Source organism: Nonomuraea sp. NPDC005501 (assembly GCF_040605905.1).
Taxonomy (GTDB): domain Bacteria; phylum Actinomycetota; class Actinomycetes; order Streptosporangiales; family Streptosporangiaceae; genus Nonomuraea.
On sequence record NZ_JBEXDT010000122.1, the window covers coordinates 1 to 22,008 of the forward strand.

The following is a 22,008-nucleotide window of genomic DNA, read 5'->3' on the forward strand; positions in this document are numbered from 1 at the left end:
TGTGGGCGCTGGAGGCCTACGGCGCCGCCTACGCCCTGCAGGAGCTCCTGACCATCAAGTCCGACGACGTCCTCGGCCGCGTGAAGGTCTACGAGGCCATCGTCAAGGGCGAGAACATTCCCGAGCCCGGCATCCCCGAGTCCTTCAAGGTGCTCATCAAGGAGATGCAGTCGCTCTGTCTCAACGTCGAGGTGCTGTCCAGCGACGGCATGTCGATCGAGATGCGCGACACCGACGAGGACGTCTTCCGCGCCGCGGAGGAGCTCGGTATCGATCTGTCCCGGCGTGAGCCGAGCAGCGTGGAAGAAGTCTGAGGGGGAGATCGCACACAATGCTAGACGTCAACTTCTTCGACGAGCTCAGGATCGGCCTGGCCACGGCCGACGACATCCGCCAGTGGTCGCACGGCGAGGTCAAGAAGCCGGAGACCATCAACTACCGCACCCTCAAGCCGGAGAAGGACGGGCTCTTCTGCGAGAAGATCTTCGGTCCGACCCGCGACTGGGAGTGCTACTGCGGCAAGTACAAGCGCGTCCGGTTCAAGGGCATCATCTGTGAGCGCTGCGGCGTCGAGGTGACCCGGGCCAAGGTGCGCCGTGAGCGGATGGGCCACATCGAGCTGGCCGCCCCCGTCACGCACATCTGGTACTTCAAGGGCGTCCCGTCGCGCCTCGGCTACCTGCTCGACCTCGCCCCGAAGGACCTGGAGAAGGTCATCTACTTCGCGGCGTACATGATCACGCAGGTCGACACCGAGATGCGTGAGCGTGACCTGCCCTCGCTGGAGGCGAAGATCTCCGTCGAGCGGCAGCACATCGAGCAGCGCCGCGACGCCGACGTCGAGGCCCGGCAGAAGAAGCTCGAGTCCGACCTGGGCGAGCTGGAGGCCGCCGGCGCCAAGGGCGACCAGCGCCGCAAGGTCCGCGAGGGCGCCGAGCGCGAGATGCGTCAGCTCCGCGACCGGGCCCAGCGCGAGCTGGACCGGCTGGACGAGGTCTGGAGCCGCTTCAAGAACCTCAAGGTCCAGGACCTCGAGGGCGACGAGCTGCTCTACCGCGAGATGCGCGACCGCTTCGGCCGCTACTTCAAGGGCGGCATGGGCGCGCAGGCGATCCAGGACCGCCTGATCAGCTTCGACCTCGACGCCGAGGCCGAGAACCTGCGCGAGACGATCCGCAGCGGCAAGGGCCAGAAGAAGGCCCGCGCCCTCAAGCGGCTCAAGGTCGTGTCGGCGTTCCTCAACACCACCAACTCGCCGCGCGGCATGGTGCTCGACTGCATCCCGGTCATCCCGCCGGACCTGCGCCCGATGGTGCAGCTCGACGGTGGCCGGTTCGCGACCTCCGACCTGAACGACCTGTACCGCCGGGTCATCAACCGGAACAACCGCCTCAAGCGTCTGCTCGACCTCGGCGCGCCCGAGATCATCGTGAACAACGAGAAGCGGATGCTCCAGGAGGCCGTGGACGCGCTGTTCGACAACGGCCGTCGCGGTCGCCCGGTCACCGGTCCCGGCAACCGTCCGCTGAAGTCCCTCAGCGACATGCTGAAGGGCAAGCAGGGCCGCTTCCGCCAGAACCTGCTGGGCAAGCGAGTCGACTACTCCGGCCGTTCGGTCATCGTCGTCGGCCCGCAGCTGAAGCTGCACCAGTGCGGTCTGCCCAAGCAGATGGCGCTGGAGCTGTTCAAGCCGTTCGTGATGAAGAGGCTCGTGGACCTCAACCACGCGCAGAACATCAAGTCGGCCAAGCGGATGGTCGAGCGCGCCCGCCCCGTGGTGTGGGACGTGCTGGAAGAGGTCATCACGGAGCACCCGGTGCTGCTCAACCGCGCACCGACGCTGCACCGTCTCGGCATCCAGGCGTTCGAGCCGCAGCTGGTCGAGGGCAAGGCCATCCAGATCCACCCGCTCGTCTGCACCGCGTTCAACGCGGACTTCGACGGCGACCAGATGGCCGTGCACCTGCCGCTGTCGGCCGAGGCCCAGGCCGAGGCACGCATCCTGATGCTCTCGACCAACAACATCCTCAAGCCGGCCGACGGCAAGCCCGTGACGATGCCCACCCAGGACATGGTCATCGGCCTGTACTGGCTGACCACGCAGAAGGACGGCGCGGTCGGCGAGGGCCGGGTCTTCGGCTCGATCGCCGAGGCGCAGATGGCCTTCGACCGTCGCGAGCTGGAGATCCAGGCGAAGATCCAGATCCGGCTGAAGGACGTCCTTCCGCCGCGTGAGTGGGTCGCGCCGGAGGGCTGGGAGCAGGGCGACCCGATCCGTCTGGAGACGACGTTCGGCCGGTGCCTGTTCAACCAGACGCTGCCCGCGAGCTACCCGTTCGTCAACTTCCAGGTCGGCAAGAAGCAGCTGTCCACGATCGTGAACGAGCTGGCCGAGACCTACCCCAAGGTCGAGGTCGCCAACTCGCTCGACGCGCTCAAGGACGCGGGCTTCCGCTGGGCGACCCGTTCCGGCGTCACGATCGCCATCGACGACGTCGTCGCGCCGCCGAACAAGTCCGACATCATGGAGAACTACGAGCGCCGCGCCGACAAGGTGCAGCGTGAGTACGAGCGTGGTCTGATCACCGACGAGGAGCGCCGTCAGGAGCTCATCGAGATCTGGACGCACGCGACGGCCGACGTCGAGACCGACATGGTCAACGCCTTCCCGGCGACCAACCCGGTCTGGATGATGGTCAACTCCGGCGCCCGAGGCAACAAGATGCAGGTGCGTCAGATCGCCGGCATCCGTGGCCTGGTGTCCAACACCAAGGGTGAGACGATCCCGCGTCCGATCAAGGCCTCGTTCCGCGAGGGCCTGTCGGTGCTGGAGTACTTCATCTCCACCCACGGTCAGCGGAAGGGTCTCGCCGACACCGCTCTGCGGACCGCCGACTCGGGTTACCTGACCCGTCGTCTGGTGGACGTGGCGCAGGACGTCATCGTGCGCGAGATCGACTGCGGCACCGACCGCGCGGTCCCGCTGCACGTCGGCGAGCGCGACGCGTCGGGCAACCTGGTCAAGGCCGAGAACGCCGAGTCCAACGTGCACGGCCGCATCCTGGCCGAGGACGTCGTGGTCGACGGCAAGGTCATCGCGGCCGAGGGTGTCGACATCAACGACAACCACGTGACCGCGCTGGTCGCGGCCGGCATCGAGACCGTCCGCACCCGCAGCGCGCTCGTCTGCGAGGCGAAGATCGGTGTCTGCGCGACCTGCTACGGCCGGTCGCTGGCCACCGGCAAGCTGGTGGACGTCGGCGAGGCGGTCGGCATCATCGCCGCCCAGTCGATCGGTGAGCCGGGCACGCAGCTGACGATGCGTACCTTCCACACCGGTGGTGTGGCCGGTGCCGACATCACGCACGGTCTGCCCCGAGTCCAGGAGCTGTTCGAGGCGCGCATCCCCAAGGGTGTCGCCCCGATCTCCGAGGCGGAGGGCCGGGTCCGCATCGACGAGACCGACAAGGCCAGGAAGCTCATCATCACGCCGGACGACGGTTCGGAGGAGATCGCCTACCCGGTCTCGATGCGCTCGCGCCTGCTCGTCACCGACGGCCAGCACGTCGGCGTCGGCCAGCAGCTGGTCGCCGGTGCCGTCAACCCCAACGAGGTGCTGCGCATCCTCGGCCCGCGGGCCGTGCAGCTGCACCTGGTGGCGGAGGTCCAGCAGGTCTACCGGTCGCAGGGTGTGTCGATCCACGACAAGCACATCGAGATCATCGTGCGGCAGATGCTCAAGCGCGTGAACGTGCTGGAGTCCGGTGACACCGACCTGCTGCCCGGTGAGCTCGTGGAGCGCCCGCGCTTCGAGCTGATGAACCGCGAGACGGTGGCGGAGGGCGGCTCGCCGGCCGCCGGCCGTCCGGTGCTCATGGGCATCACGAAGGCGTCGCTCGCCACCGAGTCGTGGCTGTCGGCGGCCTCCTTCCAGGAGACGACCAGGGTCCTGACGGACGCGGCGATCCACGCCAAGTCCGACTCGCTCCTGGGCCTGAAGGAGAACGTCATCATCGGTAAGCTCATCCCGGCCGGTACGGGCATGCCCCAGTACCGCAACATCCGGGTCGAGCCGACCGAGGAGGCCAAGGCCGCCATGTACACCGTGGGCGGCTACGACGGCTCCGCGGCCGACTACACCTTCGGCACCGGCAGCGGCGAGGCCGTGCCGCTGGAGGAGTACGACTTCGGCCAGTACAACCGGTAGTTCGGGACCCGTCCCGTACGTGACGCGCCCGGGCGCCTCCACTGGAGGCCCCGGGCGCGCCCGCGTTTTCAGGGGGATGTCTCATGCCCGCGGCCGCTCCCGCCCCCGCGGAGAAGGGCGGCGGGCGGGGCTACCGGGGCGGGGTGAAGGACAGCAGGTCGCCCGGCTGGCAGCCGAGCACCTCGCAGATCTTGGCCAGGGTCGAGAAGCGGATCGCCTTGGCCCGGTTGTTCTTGAGGATCGACAGGTTCACGTTCGTGATCCCGACCTTGTCGGCCAGCTCCACCAGCGTCATGCCGCGCTCTTCGAGCAGCCGGTCCAGGTGGACCTCGATGGCGTGCTCGGAGCTGTCCTCGGGTGGCATCAGACGGTTCCTTCGAGTTCCTCGCGCATGGACGCTCCGACGCGGACGACCTTCGCCATCACGACGAGGCCGACCCCGGCGACCAGGTACGCCCAGGGGAAGGCCCAGTTGACCAGGGCGAGCTCCCAGGGCCTCCTGAGGGCGCCGGCCACCATCGACCGGGCCAGGCCGGTCTCGGCGATCGTCGTGTAGAGCGACGACACGAGCGTACCGGCGGCCAGGAAGACGCCGAGGAGCCGCAGGCGCCTGACGACCGCCTCATCGAACCCGCCCTCCCGCCGGGCCGCCCGGATCAGCCGTTCGAGCAGGAGGAGCGCCGCGAGCAGCACGAGCGTGGTGGCGAACCGGGAGCTCTGGTACAGGAGCTGGGTGCCGAACGAGGAGTCGTCCCTGCAGAGCTCCGGCAGGGGCTCCATGACCTCGACGCCCTTCGCCAGGGGGAAGAGGTGGAAGGGGGGTGCCTTGATGTCCTTGACGGCCGCGAGCATGGCCGGATCCTCCGTGACGTTCCCCGCCACACTCGTGAGGCCCGGCGACGGCGCGCACACCAGGCTCTGGTTGCCCCGGTCGGAGAAGGCGTTCTCGCCGCCGGTCACGGCCGCGCGACCGATCTCGTACGCCGTCACGGCGGCGAGGAGCGCGAGCAGGACGCGCACCGTGATCGCCGTCCACCGCAGATGGGACGCTTTACGGGAAGGCATGAAGCTCCGCTCCATATCGTTCTGCGATATTATCGAAAGCCGATGGTATCGAAAGTCGATACGAAGTCAACGGAATTCCGGTGGCCGGTGTGACGGGAAGCGCGACGAAGCACGGCGCGGGGCGGATATCATGGCTGCGGAGCAGTAGTCCGGGCCTTGATGAGATGGCCGCTGCGATCCGGAGTGGCAAGCCTTGTCTGGTTTGCCGCGCCGTTTTGACGTGTCGCAGCGACCTAGGTAGTCTTGAGCATCGTGCCCGTTACTATGCGGGCTCTCGACCGTGCGCTCGTTTCGGGAGCGCGGGACGGCTTCCTGGCTCGTAACCCACGGGGATGTGTCTGTGCGAACAGCGCGACACGCCCGACCGCGGGGGCGCGGGGGGAGGCAAAAACAGCAGGTCATGACACCGGCAGTACCTGCGAATCGCACAACTTGACGTACACCGGCCAAGGCACGAAACGGAGTGGCAGTGCCCACTATTCAGCAGTTGGTCCGCAAGGGCCGGCAGGACAAGGTCTCAAAGACCAAGACTCCTGCCCTCAAGGGGAGTCCGCAGCGCCGCGGCGTCTGCCAGCGCGTGTACACCACGACCCCGAAGAAGCCCAACTCGGCACTGCGCAAGGTGGCCCGTGTTCGGCTCACCAACGGCATCGAGGTCACGGCCTACATCCCCGGTGTGGGTCACAACCTGCAGGAGCACTCCATCGTGCTCGTGCGTGGCGGTCGTGTGAAGGACCTGCCGGGTGTTCGCTACAAGATCATCCGCGGCTCGCTTGACACCCAGGGTGTCCGCAACCGCAAGCAGGCCCGTAGCCGCTACGGCGCGAAGAAGGAGAAGAGCTAACAATGCCTCGCAAGGGTTCTCCTGGCCGTCGTCAGCTCATGGCTGACCCGGTTTACAGTTCGCCGCTGGTCACCGCCCTGATCAACAAGGTGCTCCTGGACGGCAAGCGCTCCATCGCGCAGTCGATCGTCTACGGCGCCCTCGAGGGCTGCAGGGACAAGACGGGCAACGACCCGGTCGTCACCCTCAAGCGCGCGCTCGACAACGTCAAGCCGACTCTCGAGGTCCGCAGCCGCCGCGTCGGTGGCGCGACCTACCAGGTGCCGGTCGAGGTGCGCGCCGCGCGCAGCACCACCCTGGCCCTGCGTTGGCTGGTGCAGTACTCCCGCGCCCGCCGCGAGAAGACCATGACCGAGCGCCTCATGAACGAGCTCCTCGACGCCAGCAACGGCCTCGGGGCGAGCGTGAAGAAGCGCGAGGACACCCACAAGATGGCCGAGTCCAACAAGGCCTTCGCCCACTACCGCTGGTAACCCCGGCGGGTTCGACGAGACGACGAGGACGCGAGAGAAGTGGCCACCACGACCGCTCTTGACCTGGCCAAGGTCCGCAACATCGGGATCATGGCCCATATCGACGCGGGCAAGACCACCACGACCGAGCGCATCCTGTTCTACACCGGCATCAACTACAAGATCGGTGAAGTCCACGAGGGCGCTGCCACGATGGACTGGATGGAGCAGGAGCAGGAGCGCGGCATCACGATCACGTCGGCCGCGACGACCTGCGAGTGGCTCGGTCACACCATCAACATCATCGACACCCCGGGTCACGTCGACTTCACGATCGAGGTGGAGCGTTCGCTCCGCGTCCTCGACGGTGCGGTCGCCGTGTTCGACGGTGTCGCTGGTGTCGAGCCGCAGTCGGAGACGGTGTGGCGCCAGGCTGACCGCTACGAAGTTCCCCGCATCTGCTTCGTGAACAAGATGGACCGTGTCGGCGCGGAGTTCCACCGCTGCGTCGACATGATGGTCAACCGTCTGGGTGCGACCCCGGCGGTCATCCAGCTTCCGTGGGGCGTTGAGGCCGACTTCAAGGGCGTCATCGACCTCATCAAGATGAAGGCCCTCATCTGGAGCGCCGAGGCGGCGAAGGGCGAGATGTACGACACCGTCGACATCCCGGCCGACCACGCCGAGGCCGCCCGTGAGTGGCGCGACCGGCTCATCGAGACCGTCGCCGAGAACGACGACGAGCTGATGGAGCTCTTCCTCGAGGGCACCGAGCCCACCGAGGAGCAGCTGATCGCGGCCATCCGCCGCGCCACGCTGGCCAGCGCCATCAACCCGGTTCTCTGCGGCACCGCGTTCAAGAACAAGGGCGTGCAGCCCCTGCTCGACGCGATCGTCGCCTACCTCCCCGCCCCGACCGACATCCCGGCCTTCAAGGGCCACGCGGTCGGCAAGGAGGAAGAGGTGATCGAGCGTCACGCGGACCCGACCGAGCCGTTCTCCGCTCTGGCCTTCAAGATCGCCAGCGACCCGCATCTGGGCAAGCTCACCTACATCCGCATCTACTCGGGCACGCTCGAGACCGGTTCACAGGTTGTCAACTCTGTGAAGGGGAAGAAGGAGCGGATCGGCAAGATCTACCAGATGCACGCCAACAAGCGCGAAGAGCGCCCGACGGCGATCGCCGGTCAGATCGTCGCCGTGATGGGTCTGAAGGACACCACCACCGGCGACACCTTGTCCGACCCGACCCACCAGGTCGTGCTCGAGTCGATGACGTTCCCGGCCCCGGTCATCAACGTCGCCATCGAGCCCAAGACCAAGGGTGACCAGGAGAAGCTCTCCACCGCCATCCAGCGGCTGGCCGAGGAGGACCCGTCCTTCCAGGTCCGCCGTGACGAGGAGACCGGTCAGACGGTCATCTGGGGCATGGGCGAGCTCCACCTGGAGATCCTGGTCGACCGGATGCGCCGCGAGTTCAAGGTCGAGGCCAACGTCGGCCGTCCTCAGGTCGCCTACCGCGAGACCATCCGCCGCAAGGTGGAGAAGCTCGACTACACCCACAAGAAGCAGACCGGTGGTTCCGGTCAGTTCGCGCGGGTGATCATCAACCTCGAACCGCTGGGCGAAGGCAACGACGGCTACGAGTTCGAGAACAAGGTCACCGGTGGCCGCATCCCGAGGGAGTACATCCCCTCGGTCGACGCGGGCGCTCAGGAGGCCGCCGAGTTCGGCGTGCTGGCCGGCTACCCGATGGTGGGCGTGAAGGTGACGCTGACCGACGGTGCCGCGCACGACGTCGACTCCTCGGAAATGGCGTTCAAGATCGCTGGCTCGATGGCCTTCAAGGAGGCCGCGCGCAAGGCGGACGCCGTGCTCCTCGAGCCGATGATGGCCGTCGAGGTCACCACGCCCGAGGACTACATGGGTGACGTCATCGGTGACCTCAACGGTCGCCGCGGACAGATCCAGTCCATGGACGAGCGGGCCGGCGCCCGCGTCGTCACGGCGCTCGTGCCGCTGTCTGAGATGTTCGGCTACGTTGGTGACCTGCGTAGCAAGACGCAGGGGCGCGCGAGCTACAGCATGCAGTTCGACTCCTACTCGGAGGTGCCTCCGGGCATCGCCAAGGAGATCGTCGCGAAGGCCCGGGGCGAATAGTCCCGGGACCCCACCAGGCGGGGCGCCGGTTCGCCGGCGTCCGGCCGTTGAAGAGGCCTCGGCCTCTGGCGGGGTGGTGCGAGCCGCCCCGCCGCCTAGGGGTTCGGGAAGACCCGGGCCCGAGTGTGCAGACGAAAGTCAGTCAGATTCTCAAGGAGAGAAGCCAGTGGGCAAGGCCAAGTTCGAGCGGAACAAGCCGCACATGAACATCGGCACCATTGGGCATATCGACCACGGTAAGACCACGCTGACCGCGGCGATCACCAAGGTGCTCCACGACCGTTACCCCGAGCTGAACCAGGCTACGCCGTTCGACAAGATCGACAAGGCGCCTGAGGAGAAGGCCCGCGGCATTACGATCTCCATCGCGCACGTCGAGTACCAGACCGAGAAGCGCCACTACGCCCACGTGGACTGCCCCGGTCACGCCGACTACGTGAAGAACATGATCACCGGTGCCGCTCAGATGGACGGCGCGATCCTCGTGGTCGCCGCCACCGACGGCCCGATGCCGCAGACGAAGGAGCACGTCCTCCTGGCCCGCCAGGTCGGCGTCCCCTACATCGTCGTGGCCCTCAACAAGTCCGACATGGTGGACGACGAGGAGATCCTGGAGCTCGTCGAGCTCGAGGTTCGTGAGCTCCTGTCCGCTCAGGAGTTCCCCGGCGACGACCTGCCGGTCGTCCGCGTCTCCGCGCTCAAGGCTCTTGAGGGCGACGAGAAGTGGGCCGACAGCATCATCGAGCTGATGAACGCCGTCGACGAGAACGTGCCCGAGCCGCCCCGTGAGACGGAGAAGCCGTTCCTCATGCCGGTCGAGGACGTGTTCTCGATCACCGGTCGTGGCACGGTCGTCACCGGCCGTATCGAGCGCGGCATCGTCAAGGTCAACGAGCAGGTCGACATCATCGGCATCAAGCCGGAGAAGACGACCACCACCGTCACCAGCATCGAGATGTTCAACAAGATGCTCGACGAGGGTCACGCGGGCGACAACGCCGCGCTGCTGCTCCGCGGCATCAAGCGCGACGACGTCGAGCGCGGCCAGTGCATCATCAAGCCGGGCACGACCACCCCGCACACCGAGTTCGAGGGCCAGGTCTACATCCTGTCCAAGGACGAGGGCGGCCGCCACACGCCGTTCTTCAACAACTACCGCCCGCAGTTCTACTTCCGTACGACTGACGTGACCGGTGTCGTGCACCTCCCCGAGGGCACCGAGATGGTCATGCCGGGCGACAACACCGAAATGCGCGTTGAGCTGATCCAGCCCATCGCCATGGAGGAAGGCCTGAAGTTCGCGATCCGTGAGGGTGGCCGCACCGTCGGCGCCGGTCGGGTCACGAAGATCATCAAGTAGCGCGATCGCGGGGCGGTGGCCGGCCCTCCTATCTGGGGCCGGCCGCCGCACCACGACAGGCCGGAGCCGTGAGGCTCCGTCCAGGTCCCACGCAACGCCGTGATCTCGCAGTGGCTTCGGCAGTGACCGAAGTAACTGCCGGATCACGGAAGAAACGGCAGATCATCTGCGTCTGTCACGTGGGGCCATGCGGGTTCACGCCCGCGACCGATCAGCGGCAACAGGCCGCACGATACTTTTTCAGACGACAGCGAAGGACACCGAGGCCACTATGGCGGGACAGAAGATCCGCATTCGGCTCAAGGCCTATGACCACGAGGTCATCGACGTTTCGGCCAAGAAGATCGTCGAGACGGTGACGCGGACTGGTGCGAAGGTCGCGGGCCCGGTGCCGCTGCCGACCGAGAAGAACGTGTACTGCGTCATCCGCTCGCCGCACAAGTACAAGGACAGCCGCGAGCACTTCGAGATGCGCACGCACAAGCGGCTGATTGACATCATCGACCCGACGCCCAAGACCGTCGACTCGCTCATGCGGCTCGACCTCCCCGCGGGCGTCGACATTTCGATCAAGCTCTGAGGGATCACACTGACATGGCTAAGACGATCAAGGGCGTCCTGGGCAAGAAGCTCGGCATGACCCAGGTCTTCGACGCGGACAACCGGCTCGTACCGGTCACCGTGGTCGAGGCCGGTCCGTGTGTGGTGACCCGCGTCCGCACCGCGGAGAAGGACGGCTACTCCGCCGTTCAGCTCGGCTTCGGGCAGGTCGACCCCCGGAAGGTCAACAAGCCGCTCGGCGACTACCTGCGCAAGCACGACATCACCCCGCGCCGTTACTTCGCGGAGATCCGCACCGACGACGCGAGCGACTACACCCTGGGCCAGGAGCTGCTGGCCGACACCTTCGAGGCCGGCCAGTTCGTCGACGTGACGGGCAAGAGCAAGGGCAAGGGCTTCGCCGGTGTCATGAAGCGGCACGGCTTCGGTGGTCTGGGTGCGTCGCACGGTACGCAGCGCAAGCACCGCTCGCCGGGTTCCATCGGTGGCTGCGCCACCCCGGGCCGCGTGTTCAAGGGTCTGCGCATGGCTGGTCGGATGGGTAACGTCCGCACCACTGTGCAGAGCCTCAAGGTTCACGCCGTCGACGCCGAGAAGGGACTCATCCTCATCAAGGGTGCGATCCCCGGCGCCAACGGCAGCCTGGTCCTCGTCCGCACCGCTGCAAAGAAGGGGGCTGCCAAGTGACCAGCATTGACGTCCTCGACGCCAGCGGCGCCAAGGCGGGCACCGTCGACCTCCCCGAAGACATCTTCGGCGCCAAGGTCAACATTCCTCTGATCCACCAGGTGGTCGTGGCCCAGCTCGCCGCTCGCCGGCAGGGCACCCACAAGGCCAAGACCCGTGGTGAGGTCAGCGGCGGCGGCAAGAAGCCGTACCGCCAGAAGGGCACCGGCCGCGCCCGTCAGGGCTCGACCCGCGCCCCGCAGTTCACCGGTGGTGGCGTCGTCCACGGCCCGGTGCCGCGCGACTACTCGCAGCGCACGCCCAAGAAGATGAAGGCCGCCGCCCTGCGCGGGGCCCTCTCGGACCGGGCCGGCGGCGGTCGCGTGCACGTGGTGAGCGGCCTGGTCGAGGGGGAGACCCCGAAGACCAAGGCGGCGCTGCAGGCCCTGCGTAACATCACGCAGTCCAGGTCCGTCCTCCTCGTCGTGGACGAGGCTGACCAGCGCACCTGGCTGAGCCTGCGCAACGCCCCGGAGGTCCACCTGCTGGACGCCGGGCAGCTCAACACCTACGACGTGCTCTGCAACGACGACGTGGTCTTCACCCGTGAGGCCTACGACCAGGTCGTGGCGCGGCTGTCGGCTCAGGCGGCAGCTCAGAGTGAGAAGGAAGACGCCTGATGGAGAAGATCGCCGACCCGCGCGACGTCATCATCAAGCCGGTCGTCTCCGAGAAGAGCTACGGCCTGATCGATGAGAACAACAAGTACACGTTCCTGGTGAAGAAGACCGCGAACAAGACCCAGGTCAAGATCGCCGTTGAGCAGATCTTCGGGGTCAAGGTCACCAGCGTGAACACGATCAACCGGCAGGGCAAGCGCAAGCGCACCCGCACCGGTTACGGCAAGCGTCCCGACACCAAGCGCGCGATCGTGAGCCTGGTCGAGGGCGATCGGATCGACATCTTCGGTCAGATCGGCTAGCAGCCACAGAAAGAGAGCGGGTCGCGAGGCCCGTGAAGGGCTTGAGACCGTCGCACTTCGGTGCGGCGGGCTCACCCATGTAACCGACGAAGGATGAACGAAAAAGATGGGCATCCGTAAGTACAAGCCGACGACTCCGGGTCGCCGCGGCTCGAGTGTCTCGGACTTCTCCGAGATCACGCGCAGCACGCCCGAGAAGTCGTTGCTTGCGCCCCTTCACAACAAGGGCGGCCGCAACGTACACGGCCGGGTCACCGCGCGCCACCAGGGCGGCGGTCACAAGCGCGCCTACCGGATCATTGACTTCCGTAGGCATGACAAGGACGGCATTCCGGCGAAGGTCGCTCACATCGAGTACGACCCCAACCGCACCGCCAACATCGCTCTGCTGCACTACGCCGACGGCGAGAAGCGCTACATCATCGCGCCGACCGGCCTGAAGCAGGGCGACCGCATCGAGAACGGCCCCGCTGCCGACATCAAGCCGGGCAACTGCCTGCCGCTGCGCAACATCCCGACGGGTACCTTCATCCACGCGGTGGAGCTCCGTCCGGGCGGCGGCGCCAAGCTCGGCCGCTCCGCGGGCGCCCAGATCCAGCTGCTCGCCAAGGAAGGCCAGTACGCCACCCTGCGTATGCCGTCCGGTGAAATGCGCATGGTCGACGTGCGTTGCCGGGCGTCGGTCGGCCAGGTCGGCAACGCCGAGCAGGCCAACATCAACTGGGGCAAGGCCGGCCGTATGCGGTGGAAGGGCAAGCGCCCGACCGTCCGCGGTGTCGCGATGAACCCCGTCGACCACCCGCACGGTGGTGGTGAGGGCAAGACCTCTGGTGGTCGCCACCCGGTGAACCCCAAGGGCAAGCCCGAGGGCCGCACCCGCCAGGCCAACAAGTCCAGCGACCGGCTGATCATCCGTCGTCGGAGCAAGAGGAAGAAGCGGTAGGAGCAGCCGAAATGCCACGTAGCCTTAAGAAGGGTCCCTTCGTGGACGAGCACCTTCAGAAGAAGGTCGACGTCCAGAACGAGAAGGGCACCAAGAACGTCATCAAGACGTGGTCGCGGCGCTCCATGATCGTGCCTGACATGCTCGGGCACACGATCGCCGTTCACGATGGCCGCAAGCACGTGCCGGTGTTCGTCACCGAGGCGATGATCGGCCACAAGCTGGGAGAGTTCGCCCCGACGCGCACCTTCCGCAGCCACGTCAAGGAAGACCGCCGCAGCCGGCGATAGCAGCCTTCAGAAGTAAGAGGAGTAAGCGATGGAAGCCAGGGCTCAGGCGCGGTTCGTCCGCGTCACGCCCCAGAAGGCCCGCCGCGTGGTGGACCTTATTCGCGGGCTGCCCGCTTCGGAGGCGCAGGCCGTGCTGCAGTTCGCTCCCCAGTCGGCGAGCGAGCCTATCTACAAGGTGCTCAGCAGCGCCGTGGCGAACGCTGAGCACAACTTCGACCTCGACCCGCAGACGCTCGTCGTCAGCCGGGCGTGGGTCGACGAGGGCCCGACGCTGAAGCGGTTCCGTCCGCGTGCACAGGGTCGCGCCTATCGGATCAACAAGCGGACGAGCCACATCACTGTGATCGTGGAGTCCCGCGAGCCGAAGGGAAGGACCCGATAGTGGGCCAGAAGGTTAACCCGCACGGGTTCCGCCTCGGCATCACGACCGACTTCAAGAGCCGGTGGTACGCCGACAAGCTGTACAAGTCGTACGTCGCCGAGGACGTGGCGATCCGCCGCATGCTGCAGAAGGGCATGGAGCGGGCCGGCATCTCCAAGGTCGAGATCGAGCGCACGACGGACCGCGTGCAGGTGGACATCCACACCGCGCGTCCCGGCATCGTGATCGGCCGGCGCGGCGCCGAGGCGGACCGTATCCGTGGCGACCTGGAGAAGCTGACCAAGAAGCAGGTCCAGCTCAACATCCTCGAGGTCAAGAACCCGGAGATCGACGCGCAGCTCGTCGCGCAGGGCGTGGCCGAGCAGCTGTCCAGCCGTGTCTCGTTCCGCCGTGCCATGCGCAAGGCGATGCAGTCCGCCATGAAGTCCGGCGCCAAGGGCATCCGTGTCCAGTGCTCCGGCCGTCTGGGCGGCGCTGAGATGTCGAGGTCGGAGTTCTACCGCGAGGGTCGTGTGCCGCTGCACACGCTGCGCGCGGACATCGACTTCGGTTTCTACGAGGCCCGTACCACCTTCGGCCGCATCGGCGTGAAGGTGTGGATCTACAAGGGCGAGGCTCCGACGAGCCGCGCCGAGCGCGAGGCGGCCGCTGCCGGTGCCCGCGCCGGCCAGCGTCGCGAGCGTGACGACCGTAGGGGTGGCGGCGGCGGCGACCGTCCCCGTCGCGGTGGTGGCGCCGGTGGCGCCCGCCGTGGTGGCGGCCGTGGTGACCGTGCCCCCAGGACTGAGGCGGCCGCGCAGGCTGCCCCCGAGACCGGCCCGGCTGCGCAGCCGGGTGCTGAAGGGAGCTGACCATGCTGATCCCGCGCAGGGTCAAGCACCGCAAGCAGCACCGGCCTGACCGCAGCGGAGCCGCCAAGGGCGGCACCAGGGTCGTGTTCGGCGAGTTCGGCATTCAGGCGCTTGAGCACTCCTACGTGACCAACCGCCAGATCGAGTCGGCTCGTATCGCCATGACCCGCCACATCCGTCGTGGCGGCAAGGTGTGGATCAACATCTACCCCGACCGTCCGCTCACCAAGAAGCCGGCCGAGACCCGCATGGGTTCCGGCAAGGGCTCCCCCGAGTGGTGGATCGCCAACGTCAAGCCCGGACGCGTGATGTTCGAGCTGTCCGGCGTGGCGGAGCCGGTCGCGCGCGAGGCGCTTCAGCGCGCGATCCACAAGCTCCCGATGAAGTGCAAGATCGTTAAGCGTGAAGTGGGTGAGGCGTGATGGCTAAGGGCCTGACCGCCGGCGAGCTGCGGGTGGAGGACCAGGACACCCTGGTCCAGAAGCTCAAGGAAGCCAAGGAGGAGCTGTTCAACCTCCGCTTCCAGGCGGCGACCGGTCAGTTGGAGAGCCACGGGCGGCTGCGTGCTGTCCGCCGCGAGATCGCCCGTATCTACACCGTGATGCGCGAGCGTGAGCTCGGCATCGTCACGGTCGAGAAGGAGACGAGCGATGGCTGAGACCGAGACCACCGAGACCACCGAGACGAACGACGACTCGCGGCACTTCCGCAAGGTCCGTGAGGGCCTGGTCGTCAGCGACAAGATGGACAAGACCGTCGTCGTCGCCGTCGAGGACCGCGTCAAGCACCGTCTGTACGGCAAGGTCATCCGCCGTACGACCAAGTACAAGGCGCACGACGAGTCCAACGCCTGTGGCGTGGGCGACCGTGTGCTTCTGATGGAGACTCGTCCGCTCTCCGCCACCAAGCGGTGGCGGGTCGTCGAGATCCTCGAGAAGGCCAAGTAACCCTTCTCGGATATACCGCGCCTCGTGGGGGGTGGAGACACCCCCCATGACGGTGTCCAAGGACGTGGGAGCTTCCCTCGTCGCCTGCGGTGCGGCTCTGCGGAGTTGTGGCCGGAGGACCAAGAAACAGACGGGTTCCGCCAGGCTCAGCGATGAGAACCGGCGCGACTAACAGGAGTAATCGTGATCCAGCAGGAGTCGCGGCTCAAGGTCGCCGACAACACGGGTGCCAAGGAGATTCTCTGCATCCGCGTTCTCGGCGGTTCGGGCCGACGCTACGCCGGTATCGGCGACGTCATCGTCGCCACTGTCAAGGACGCGCTGCCGGGCAGCACAGGCGTCAAGAAGGGCGACGTGGTCAAGGCCGTCATCGTCCGCACGGTCAAGGAGCGCCGCCGGCCCGACGGCTCCTACATCCGCTTCGACGAGAACGCCGCCGTCATCATCAAGGACAGCGGTGACCCTCGTGGCACTCGTATCTTCGGCCCGGTCGGCCGTGAGCTGCGCGACAAGAAGTTCATGCGCATCATCTCGCTCGCGCCGGAGGTGCTGTAATGCCCAAGCAGCTGCACGTGAAGAAGGGCGACCTCGTCCAGGTCATCGCCGGCAAGGACAAGGGCGCCAAGGGTCACGTCATCGCCACCCTCCCGGACAGGGACCGCGTGGTGGTCGAGGGCGTCAACATGATCAAGAAGCACACGAAGGAGACCCACCAGGGTCCGCGCGGCGCCAAGACCGGCGGCGTGCAGACCATGGAGGCCGCCATCCACGTGAGCAACGTGAAGAAGCTCAAGGACGACAAGCCCGCCGACAAGAAGGCCGACGAGAAGAAGGCCGACGAGACGGGTGAGGACAGCTGATGACTGCCACGACCACTGAGACCGAGCGCCCGACGCCGCGCCTCAAGACGAAGTACCGCGAGGAGATCGCGGCCAAGCTTCGCGAGGACTTCGGCATCGAGAACGTCATGCAGATCCCCGGCCTGGTGAAGATCAAGGTCAACATGGGTGTCGGCGAGGCGGCTCGCGACTCGAAGCTCATCGAGGGCGCCGTTCGCGACCTCACCGTGATCACCGGCCAGAAGCCGGCCGTCGTCCGGGCCCGCAAGTCCATCGCCCAGTTCAAGCTGCGCGAGGGCATGCCGATCGGCGCGCACGTCACGCTTCGCGGCGACCGCATGTGGGAGTTCCTCGACAGGCTGCTGTCGCTGGCGCTGCCCCGCATCCGTGACTTCCGCGGCCTGTCGCCGAAGCAGTTCGACGGCAACGGCAACTACACGTTCGGTCTGACCGAGCAGGTCATGTTCCACGAGGTCGACCAGGACAAGGTCGACCGGCCGCGGGGCATGGACATCACGATCGTGACCACCGCGAAGACCGACGACCAGGGCCGGGCGCTGCTGAAGCTCCTCGGCTTCCCCTTCAAGGAGGCCTGATCATGGCGAAGAAGTCGCTGATCGCCAAGGCTAATCGCAAGCCGAAGTTCGAGGTCCGGGGCTACACCCGGTGCACGCGCTGCGGTCGTCCCCGCGCCGTCTACAGGAAGTTCGGCCTGTGCCGCGTCTGCTTCCGTGAGATGGCGCACCGGGGCGAGCTGCCTGGCATCACCAAGTCCAGCTGGTAGTTACCCTGTGGGGGCGGCGTGACGTCGCCCCCGCGGGCTGCCGGCCGTACATAGCAAGCGAAACGCTGACAAACCCAGGGCGCTCTCGCCGAGAGCACCCATGACCACGCCGAAGGTCCACCGGCAGAGCGGTGCAGAAGCACTCGATGCTTCGCCGACTGGAAACCGCGGCGAGGAAGGCCACTGGCCATGACGATGACCGACCCCATCGCAGACATGTTGACGCGTCTGCGCAATGCGAACTCGGCGTACCACGAGAGTGTGACTATGCCGTATTCGAAGATCAAGGCGCACATCGCCGAGATCCTCCAGCAGGAGGGCTACATCCAGTCTTGGGCCGTCGAGGACGCCAAGGTGGGCAAGAGCCTCGTGGTGGAGCTCAAGTTCGGGCCGACCCGTGAGCGGTCGCTCGCGGGCCTGCGCCGGGTCTCCAAGCCCGGTCTGCGGGTCTATGCGAAGAAGGACAACCTGCCTCGGGTCCTGGGCGGGCTCGGCGTCGCGATCATCTCGACGTCCGCCGGCCTCATGACCGACAAGCAGGCCGGCAAGCGTGGTGTGGGCGGGGAAGTCCTCGCCTACGTCTGGTAGAAGGGAGTAACACAGCATGTCGCGAATCGGACGGCTGCCCATCCCTGTGCCCAGTGGCGTAGACATCACGATCACCGGCCAGGATGTCCAGGTCAAGGGACCGAAGGGCACGCTCACTCACTCGGTCGCCGAGCCCATTTCGGTGGCTCGGGACGACGACGGCGCTGTCGCCGTCACCCGCCCCAACGACGAGAACAAGGTCCGCGCGCTGCACGGCCTGTCTCGCACCCTCATCGCCAACATGGTGCAGGGCGTCACGCAGGGTTACTCCAAGACCCTGGAGATCGTGGGCGTCGGTTACCGCGTCCAGGCCAAGGGCCCGACGCAGCTGGAGTTCGCACTGGGCTTCAGTCACCCGGTCATCGTCGACGCCCCCGAGGGCGTCACCTTCCGCGTCGAGAAGCCGACCCTGTTCCACGTGGACGGCATCGACAAGCAGAAGGTCGGCGAGGTCGCCGCCAACATCCGCAAGTTGCGCAAGCCTGACCCGTACAAGGGCAAGGGCGTGCGTTACCAGGGCGAACAGATCCGCCGCAAGGTCGGAAAGGCTGGTAAGTAGGCATGGCTCCGAAGACTGCGTTCAGCAAGCACACGGCTGCCCGCACCGTCTCGCGGGCCCGCCGTCACCGCCGCGTCCGCAAGAACGTCGTCGGCACGACTGCGCGTCCCCGCCTGGTCGTCAACCGCTCGACCCGTCACATGTTCGTCCAGATCGTGGACGACACCGCCGGCCACACGCTGGTGAGCGCGTCCACCATGGACGCCTCGCTGCGCACGCTCGAGGCGGACAAGACCGAGAAGGCGAAGAAGGTCGGCGAGCTCCTCGCTCAGCGGGCCAAGGAAGCCGGGATCACCGCTGTCGTCTTCGACCGCGGTGGCAACCGCTACGCCGGGCGTATCGCTGCCCTGGCGGACAGCGCCCGCGAAGGCGGGCTCGAGTTCTGATATGGCTACTGAGATGAGGAACCACTGATGGCTGCAGCTCCGCGTCGCGGTGGCGGCACCGGTGGCGAGCGGCGGGACCGTCGTGACGATCGCCGCGGTGGCGCCGCCGACAAGGGCGTCTCGTACATCGAGCGCGTAGTGAAGATCAACCGAGTGGCCAAGGTCGTGAAGGGTGGTCGTCGCTTCAGCTTCACCGCCCTCGTTGTCGTCGGTGACGGCAACGGCCTGGTCGGCGTCGGTTACGGCAAGGCAAAGGAAGTGCCCGCGGCCATCGCCAAGGGCGTCGAAGAGGCGAAGAAGCACTTCTTCAAGGTGCCTCGCATCCAGGGCACGATTCCGCACACCGTGCAGGGCGAGGAGGCGGCCGGCGTCGTCTTCCTGCGTCCCGCCTCGGCCGGTACCGGCGTCATCGCCGGTGGCCCGGTGCGCGCGGTCCTGGAGTGCGCGGGCATCCATGACGTGCTCTCCAAGTCGCTCGGCTCCGACAACCCGATCAACATCGTGCACGCCACCGTGGCTGCTCTGAAGGGCCTGTCCCGGCCCGAGGAGATCGCCGCCCGCCGTGGCCTGCCGATCGAGGATGTCGCTCCGGCCCGGATGCTCAAGGCTCAGCGCGAGGGCATCGCGGAGGCCGCCGCGGCGAAGGCGGTGAGCTAGTCATGGCACGCCTGAAGATCACTCAGGTTCGCTCGAAGATCGGTGGCAAGCAGAACCAGCGTGACTCGCTGCGTTCGCTTGGCCTGAAGCGAATCGGCGACGTCGTCGTCAAGGAGGACCGGCCCGAGATTCGTGGCATGGTCTCCGTGGTGACGCACCTCGTCGAGGTGGAAGAGGTCGACTAGTCATGACTGACAAGGCTCCGCTGAAGATTCACGACCTGCGTCCTGCTCCCGGCGCCAACAAGTCCAAGATCCGCAAGGGTCGTGGCGAGGGCTCCAAGGGCAAGACGGCCGGTCGCGGCACCAAGGGCTCGCGGGCCCGTACCGGGGTGCCCCTCGGCTTCGAGGGTGGCCAGGTGCCGCTGCAGAGGCGTCTGCCGAAGCTCAAGGGCTTCTCCAACGCGCTGTTCAAGACGTCCTACCAGGTCGTCAACCTGGACAGGATCGGCGAGCTGTTCCCCGACGGTGGCGAGGTCACCGTGGAGACGCTGGTCGCCAAGGGTGCTGTCCGTAAGAACCAGCTCGTGAAGGTGCTCGGCACCGGCGAGATCTCCGTCGCGGTGAACGTGCAGGCTCACGCCTTCTCGGCCGCCGCCAAGGAGAAGATCGCCGCGGCCGGTGGCTCCGTTACCGAGCTGTAAATACGCTATGACGAGGCGTGGGGGCCCTGACAATGGGCTCCCACGCCCGTAGTGCGTTAGAGTTCGCGAGACGGCAGGCTTCTGTCCGGCTCGTTTGACTTGAGACTTCAGATGGCAGATCCCCGCACCATCGCATACTCACATCGCCTTATAGGCGCGCAGGAGGGACCGTGCTGACCGCGTTTACCCGGGCGTTCCGGACGCCGGACCTGCGCAAGAAGTTGCTCTTCACTCTGGGCATCATCGCGCTGTTCCGTCTTGGCTCGGTTCTTCCGACTCCGGGCGTTCACGTCGAGAATCTGGCGAACTGCTTCCAGGAGGCGCGTAACGGAGCCTCCGGCAACATCTATGGAATGGTGCAGCTGTTCAGTGGCGGCGCGCTTCTGAAGCTGTCGGTGTTCGCCCTCGGCATCATGCCGTACATCACGGCGAGCATCATCCTGCAGCTGCTCGTTGTCGTGATTCCTCGTCTTGAGGCACTCAAGAAGGAGGGGCAGGCAGGCCAGACCAAGATCACGCAGTATACGCGTTATCTGACGATCGGCCTCGGCGTCCTCCAGTCCACGGCCTTCATCGCGCTCGCGCGCTCCGGTCAGCTGTTCCCGAACTGCCAGCAGGACGTGCTGCTCAACCCGAACGACATCTTCCAGATCATCACGATGGTCGTCATCATGACGGCCGGCACCTCCGTGATCATGTGGCTGGGCGAGCTCATCACGGACCGCGGCGTCGGCAACGGCATGTCGATCCTGATCTTCACCTCCGTCGTGTCGGTGTTCCCGTCGGAGCTGGCCAGCATCTTCCAGGCCAACAAGTTCACCTTCGCGGTCGTCATGATCGTCGGTATCTTCATGATCGCCGCGGTGGTCTTCGTCGAGCAGGCTCAGCGCCGCATCCCGGTGCAGTACGCCAAGCGGATGGTCGGCCGGCGGATGTACGGCGGCACCTCGACCTACATCCCGCTGAAGGTCAACCAGGCCGGCATCATCCCGGTCATCTTCGCCTCGTCGCTGCTCTACCTTCCGCAGCTCATCACGTCGCTGTTCGCCAACACCGCCAACCCGAACGCGGTGGTCCAGTGGATCGCGCAGAACCTGGCCGGCGGCACCACCCCCACGTACATGATCACGTTCTTCGTGCTGATCGTGTTCTTCACGTACTTCTACGTGTCCATCACTTTCAACCCCCCTGAAGTGGCCGACAACATGAAGAAGTACGGTGGGTTCATTCCGGGCATCCGCCCGGGCCGGCCGACGGCTGAATACCTGAACTTCGTGCTCACCCGTCTGACCGCGCCCGGCGCGCTCTATCTGGGTCTGATCGCCATGGTCCCGATCGTCGCGCTGGCGGTGGCCGGTGCGAGCCAGAACTTCCCGTTCGGAGGGACGAGCATTCTGATCATGGTTGGTGTCGGCCTGGACACGGTGAAGCAGATCGAGAGCCAGCTGCAGCAGCGTAACTACGAAGGCTTCCTGCGGTAGTGCGTCTCGTTCTGGTAGGGCCCCCCGGAGCGGGAAAGGGGACGCAGGCCCAGTACATCGCATCCAACCTGTCCATCCCGAAGATCTCGACAGGTGACATCTTCCGTGCCAACGTCTCGGGCGGCACGGAGCTCGGCAAGCTGGCCAAGACGTACATGGACCGCGGCGACCTGGTGCCCGACGAGGTGACCATCGCCATGGTCCGTGACCGTCTCTCCGAGGACGACGCGCAGGACGGCTTCCTGCTCGACGGCTTCCCCCGCAACGTCCCGCAGGCCGAGATCCTGCGCGACATGCTCAAGGACTGGGGGCTGGCGCTCGACCTGGTGCTGGAGCTCGTGGTCGACGACGACGAGGTGGT

The 22,008-nt window shown here is 66.4% G+C and carries 31 protein-coding genes; 29 read left to right on the forward strand and 2 right to left on the reverse strand.

Going from position 1 to position 22,008, the window contains the following annotated elements; translation table 11 throughout:
• Both ABZS51_RS37710 and ABZS51_RS37715 read left to right on the forward strand, forming a co-directional pair.
• On the forward strand, nucleotides 1–314 hold a 314-nt coding region (locus tag ABZS51_RS37710; protein ID WP_355451692.1), incomplete at its 5' end, for a hypothetical protein.
• A 17-nt stretch (nucleotides 315–331) separates the two neighbouring features.
• Nucleotides 332–4,207: a DNA-directed RNA polymerase subunit beta' gene (locus ABZS51_RS37715; RefSeq protein WP_355451695.1), complete on the forward strand. Its 3,876-nt coding sequence runs from the start codon at nucleotides 332–334 to the stop codon at nucleotides 4,205–4,207.
• 130 nt (nucleotides 4,208–4,337) lie between these two features.
• Here the strand turns inward: ABZS51_RS37715 and ABZS51_RS37720 are convergent, their stop codons facing one another.
• Nucleotides 4,338–4,571, reverse strand: a complete 234-nt coding sequence (locus ABZS51_RS37720; RefSeq protein WP_310708529.1) for a helix-turn-helix transcriptional regulator — start codon at nucleotides 4,569–4,571, stop codon at nucleotides 4,338–4,340.
• A complete protein-coding gene (locus tag ABZS51_RS37725) occupies nucleotides 4,571–5,272 on the reverse strand; it encodes a DUF2975 domain-containing protein (protein WP_355451698.1) in 702 nt (233 codons plus the stop codon). The genes ABZS51_RS37720 and ABZS51_RS37725 overlap by 1 nt, the downstream gene beginning before the upstream one ends.
• A 469-nt stretch (nucleotides 5,273–5,741) precedes the next feature.
• On the opposite strand from ABZS51_RS37725, the gene rpsL reads away from it, so the two are divergent.
• The 27 genes from rpsL to ABZS51_RS37860 form a co-directional block, all read left to right on the forward strand.
• A complete protein-coding gene (rpsL, locus tag ABZS51_RS37730) occupies nucleotides 5,742–6,116 on the forward strand; it encodes a 30S ribosomal protein S12 (protein ID WP_020542315.1) in 375 nt (124 codons plus the stop codon).
• Between the two features lie 2 nt (nucleotides 6,117–6,118).
• Nucleotides 6,119–6,589 (forward strand): 30S ribosomal protein S7, encoded by a 471-nt coding sequence (gene rpsG / locus ABZS51_RS37735; RefSeq protein ID WP_055505082.1) that lies wholly within the window; start codon nucleotides 6,119–6,121, stop codon nucleotides 6,587–6,589.
• A gap of 39 nt (nucleotides 6,590–6,628) precedes the next feature.
• On the forward strand, nucleotides 6,629–8,728 hold the full coding sequence (gene fusA / locus ABZS51_RS37740; protein WP_310708526.1) for an elongation factor G: 2,100 nt from the start codon (nucleotides 6,629–6,631) through the stop codon (nucleotides 8,726–8,728).
• 166 nt (nucleotides 8,729–8,894) lie between these two features.
• Entirely contained in the window at nucleotides 8,895–10,088 is a 1,194-nt protein-coding gene (gene tuf / locus ABZS51_RS37745; protein ID WP_175587904.1) for an elongation factor Tu, read from the forward strand.
• 271 nt (nucleotides 10,089–10,359) lie between these two features.
• Nucleotides 10,360–10,668, forward strand: coding sequence for a 30S ribosomal protein S10 (gene rpsJ / locus ABZS51_RS37750; protein WP_030912931.1), 309 nt, complete (start codon nucleotides 10,360–10,362; stop codon nucleotides 10,666–10,668).
• A 14-nt stretch (nucleotides 10,669–10,682) separates the two neighbouring features.
• Nucleotides 10,683–11,336 (forward strand): 50S ribosomal protein L3, encoded by a 654-nt coding sequence (gene rplC / locus ABZS51_RS37755; protein ID WP_148439698.1) that lies wholly within the window; start codon nucleotides 10,683–10,685, stop codon nucleotides 11,334–11,336.
• On the forward strand, nucleotides 11,333–11,995 hold the full coding sequence (gene rplD, locus ABZS51_RS37760; protein ID WP_355451703.1) for a 50S ribosomal protein L4: 663 nt from the start codon (nucleotides 11,333–11,335) through the stop codon (nucleotides 11,993–11,995). Before rplC ends, rplD begins: the two co-directional genes overlap by 4 nt.
• Nucleotides 11,995–12,297, forward strand: coding sequence for a 50S ribosomal protein L23 (gene rplW, locus ABZS51_RS37765; RefSeq protein WP_020542309.1), 303 nt, complete (start codon nucleotides 11,995–11,997; stop codon nucleotides 12,295–12,297). Before rplD ends, rplW begins: the two co-directional genes overlap by 1 nt.
• A gap of 106 nt (nucleotides 12,298–12,403) precedes the next feature.
• Nucleotides 12,404–13,240 carry a 50S ribosomal protein L2 gene (rplB, locus tag ABZS51_RS37770; RefSeq protein WP_310708524.1) on the forward strand — a complete coding sequence of 279 codons (837 nt, stop codon included), beginning with the start codon at nucleotides 12,404–12,406 and terminating at the stop codon, nucleotides 13,238–13,240.
• Between the two features lie 11 nt (nucleotides 13,241–13,251).
• Entirely contained in the window at nucleotides 13,252–13,530 is a 279-nt protein-coding gene (gene rpsS / locus ABZS51_RS37775) for a 30S ribosomal protein S19 (protein WP_310708523.1), read from the forward strand.
• Between the two features lie 28 nt (nucleotides 13,531–13,558).
• Nucleotides 13,559–13,912: a 50S ribosomal protein L22 gene (rplV, locus tag ABZS51_RS37780; RefSeq protein WP_148036781.1), complete on the forward strand. Its 354-nt coding sequence runs from the start codon at nucleotides 13,559–13,561 to the stop codon at nucleotides 13,910–13,912.
• Nucleotides 13,912–14,763: a 30S ribosomal protein S3 gene (rpsC, locus tag ABZS51_RS37785; protein WP_355451708.1), complete on the forward strand. Its 852-nt coding sequence runs from the start codon at nucleotides 13,912–13,914 to the stop codon at nucleotides 14,761–14,763. The genes rplV and rpsC overlap by 1 nt, the downstream gene beginning before the upstream one ends.
• A gap of 2 nt (nucleotides 14,764–14,765) precedes the next feature.
• Nucleotides 14,766–15,185 carry a 50S ribosomal protein L16 gene (gene rplP, locus ABZS51_RS37790; protein ID WP_253768403.1) on the forward strand — a complete coding sequence of 140 codons (420 nt, stop codon included), beginning with the start codon at nucleotides 14,766–14,768 and terminating at the stop codon, nucleotides 15,183–15,185.
• Entirely contained in the window at nucleotides 15,185–15,421 is a 237-nt protein-coding gene (gene rpmC / locus ABZS51_RS37795; RefSeq protein ID WP_080047279.1) for a 50S ribosomal protein L29, read from the forward strand. Before rplP ends, rpmC begins: the two co-directional genes overlap by 1 nt.
• Nucleotides 15,414–15,710 carry a 30S ribosomal protein S17 gene (gene rpsQ / locus ABZS51_RS37800; protein ID WP_310708519.1) on the forward strand — a complete coding sequence of 99 codons (297 nt, stop codon included), beginning with the start codon at nucleotides 15,414–15,416 and terminating at the stop codon, nucleotides 15,708–15,710. The genes rpmC and rpsQ overlap by 8 nt, the downstream gene beginning before the upstream one ends.
• Before the next feature lie 183 nt (nucleotides 15,711–15,893).
• Entirely contained in the window at nucleotides 15,894–16,265 is a 372-nt protein-coding gene (rplN, locus tag ABZS51_RS37805; RefSeq protein ID WP_026214151.1) for a 50S ribosomal protein L14, read from the forward strand.
• An 11-nt stretch (nucleotides 16,266–16,276) separates the two neighbouring features.
• A complete protein-coding gene (gene rplX, locus ABZS51_RS37810) occupies nucleotides 16,277–16,570 on the forward strand; it encodes a 50S ribosomal protein L24 (protein ID WP_310708557.1) in 294 nt (97 codons plus the stop codon).
• Entirely contained in the window at nucleotides 16,570–17,145 is a 576-nt protein-coding gene (gene rplE, locus ABZS51_RS37815) for a 50S ribosomal protein L5 (protein ID WP_310708517.1), read from the forward strand. Before rplX ends, rplE begins: the two co-directional genes overlap by 1 nt.
• 2 nt (nucleotides 17,146–17,147) lie before the next feature.
• Nucleotides 17,148–17,333, forward strand: coding sequence for a type Z 30S ribosomal protein S14 (locus ABZS51_RS37820; RefSeq protein ID WP_310708516.1), 186 nt, complete (start codon nucleotides 17,148–17,150; stop codon nucleotides 17,331–17,333).
• A gap of 189 nt (nucleotides 17,334–17,522) precedes the next feature.
• The gene (gene rpsH / locus ABZS51_RS37825; RefSeq protein WP_310708515.1) at nucleotides 17,523–17,921 is read left to right on the forward strand and encodes a 30S ribosomal protein S8; all 399 of its coding nucleotides are present in this window, start codon (nucleotides 17,523–17,525) and stop codon (nucleotides 17,919–17,921) included.
• Nucleotides 17,922–17,937: 16 nt separating this feature from the next.
• Nucleotides 17,938–18,480, forward strand: a complete 543-nt coding sequence (gene rplF, locus ABZS51_RS37830) for a 50S ribosomal protein L6 (protein ID WP_310708514.1) — start codon at nucleotides 17,938–17,940, stop codon at nucleotides 18,478–18,480.
• A 2-nt stretch (nucleotides 18,481–18,482) separates the two neighbouring features.
• A complete protein-coding gene (gene rplR, locus ABZS51_RS37835; protein WP_355451715.1) occupies nucleotides 18,483–18,866 on the forward strand; it encodes a 50S ribosomal protein L18 in 384 nt (127 codons plus the stop codon).
• 27 nt (nucleotides 18,867–18,893) lie between these two features.
• On the forward strand, nucleotides 18,894–19,523 hold the full coding sequence (gene rpsE, locus ABZS51_RS37840) for a 30S ribosomal protein S5 (RefSeq protein ID WP_049572667.1): 630 nt from the start codon (nucleotides 18,894–18,896) through the stop codon (nucleotides 19,521–19,523).
• A 2-nt stretch (nucleotides 19,524–19,525) separates the two neighbouring features.
• On the forward strand, nucleotides 19,526–19,708 hold the full coding sequence (gene rpmD, locus ABZS51_RS37845; RefSeq protein ID WP_080043226.1) for a 50S ribosomal protein L30: 183 nt from the start codon (nucleotides 19,526–19,528) through the stop codon (nucleotides 19,706–19,708).
• 2 nt (nucleotides 19,709–19,710) lie between these two features.
• Nucleotides 19,711–20,166, forward strand: coding sequence for a 50S ribosomal protein L15 (gene rplO / locus ABZS51_RS37850; protein WP_355451718.1), 456 nt, complete (start codon nucleotides 19,711–19,713; stop codon nucleotides 20,164–20,166).
• 170 nt (nucleotides 20,167–20,336) lie between these two features.
• Complete coding sequence (gene secY, locus ABZS51_RS37855) at nucleotides 20,337–21,647, forward strand: preprotein translocase subunit SecY (RefSeq protein ID WP_310708509.1); 1,311 nt, start codon at nucleotides 20,337–20,339, stop codon at nucleotides 21,645–21,647.
• Nucleotides 21,647–22,008 (forward strand): nucleoside monophosphate kinase (locus ABZS51_RS37860; protein ID WP_355451721.1); only part of this gene is annotated, 362 nt, incomplete at its 3' end. The genes secY and ABZS51_RS37860, both read left to right, overlap by 1 nt.

Coding starts and splice junctions, on each gene's coding strand:
- ABZS51_RS37715 (WP_355451695.1), top strand. CDS start 332: ATGCTAGACGTCAACTTCTTCGACGAGCTCAGGATCGGCCTGGCCACG.
- ABZS51_RS37720 (WP_310708529.1), bottom strand. CDS start 4,571: ATGCCACCCGAGGACAGCTCCGAGCACGCCATCGAGGTCCACCTGGAC.
- ABZS51_RS37725 (WP_355451698.1), bottom strand. CDS start 5,272: ATGCCTTCCCGTAAAGCGTCCCATCTGCGGTGGACGGCGATCACGGTG.
- rpsG (WP_055505082.1), top strand. CDS start 6,119: ATGCCTCGCAAGGGTTCTCCTGGCCGTCGTCAGCTCATGGCTGACCCG.
- rpsJ (WP_030912931.1), top strand. CDS start 10,360: ATGGCGGGACAGAAGATCCGCATTCGGCTCAAGGCCTATGACCACGAG.
- rplC (WP_148439698.1), top strand. CDS start 10,683: ATGGCTAAGACGATCAAGGGCGTCCTGGGCAAGAAGCTCGGCATGACC.
- rplW (WP_020542309.1), top strand. CDS start 11,995: ATGGAGAAGATCGCCGACCCGCGCGACGTCATCATCAAGCCGGTCGTC.
- rplB (WP_310708524.1), top strand. CDS start 12,404: ATGGGCATCCGTAAGTACAAGCCGACGACTCCGGGTCGCCGCGGCTCG.
- rpsS (WP_310708523.1), top strand. CDS start 13,252: ATGCCACGTAGCCTTAAGAAGGGTCCCTTCGTGGACGAGCACCTTCAG.
- rplV (WP_148036781.1), top strand. CDS start 13,559: ATGGAAGCCAGGGCTCAGGCGCGGTTCGTCCGCGTCACGCCCCAGAAG.
- rplP (WP_253768403.1), top strand. CDS start 14,766: ATGCTGATCCCGCGCAGGGTCAAGCACCGCAAGCAGCACCGGCCTGAC.
- rpmC (WP_080047279.1), top strand. CDS start 15,185: ATGGCTAAGGGCCTGACCGCCGGCGAGCTGCGGGTGGAGGACCAGGAC.
- rpsQ (WP_310708519.1), top strand. CDS start 15,414: ATGGCTGAGACCGAGACCACCGAGACCACCGAGACGAACGACGACTCG.
- rplE (WP_310708517.1), top strand. CDS start 16,570: ATGACTGCCACGACCACTGAGACCGAGCGCCCGACGCCGCGCCTCAAG.
- ABZS51_RS37820 (WP_310708516.1), top strand. CDS start 17,148: ATGGCGAAGAAGTCGCTGATCGCCAAGGCTAATCGCAAGCCGAAGTTC.
- rpsH (WP_310708515.1), top strand. CDS start 17,523: ATGACGATGACCGACCCCATCGCAGACATGTTGACGCGTCTGCGCAAT.
- rplF (WP_310708514.1), top strand. CDS start 17,938: ATGTCGCGAATCGGACGGCTGCCCATCCCTGTGCCCAGTGGCGTAGAC.
- rplR (WP_355451715.1), top strand. CDS start 18,483: ATGGCTCCGAAGACTGCGTTCAGCAAGCACACGGCTGCCCGCACCGTC.
- rpsE (WP_049572667.1), top strand. CDS start 18,894: ATGGCTGCAGCTCCGCGTCGCGGTGGCGGCACCGGTGGCGAGCGGCGG.
- rpmD (WP_080043226.1), top strand. CDS start 19,526: ATGGCACGCCTGAAGATCACTCAGGTTCGCTCGAAGATCGGTGGCAAG.
- rplO (WP_355451718.1), top strand. CDS start 19,711: ATGACTGACAAGGCTCCGCTGAAGATTCACGACCTGCGTCCTGCTCCC.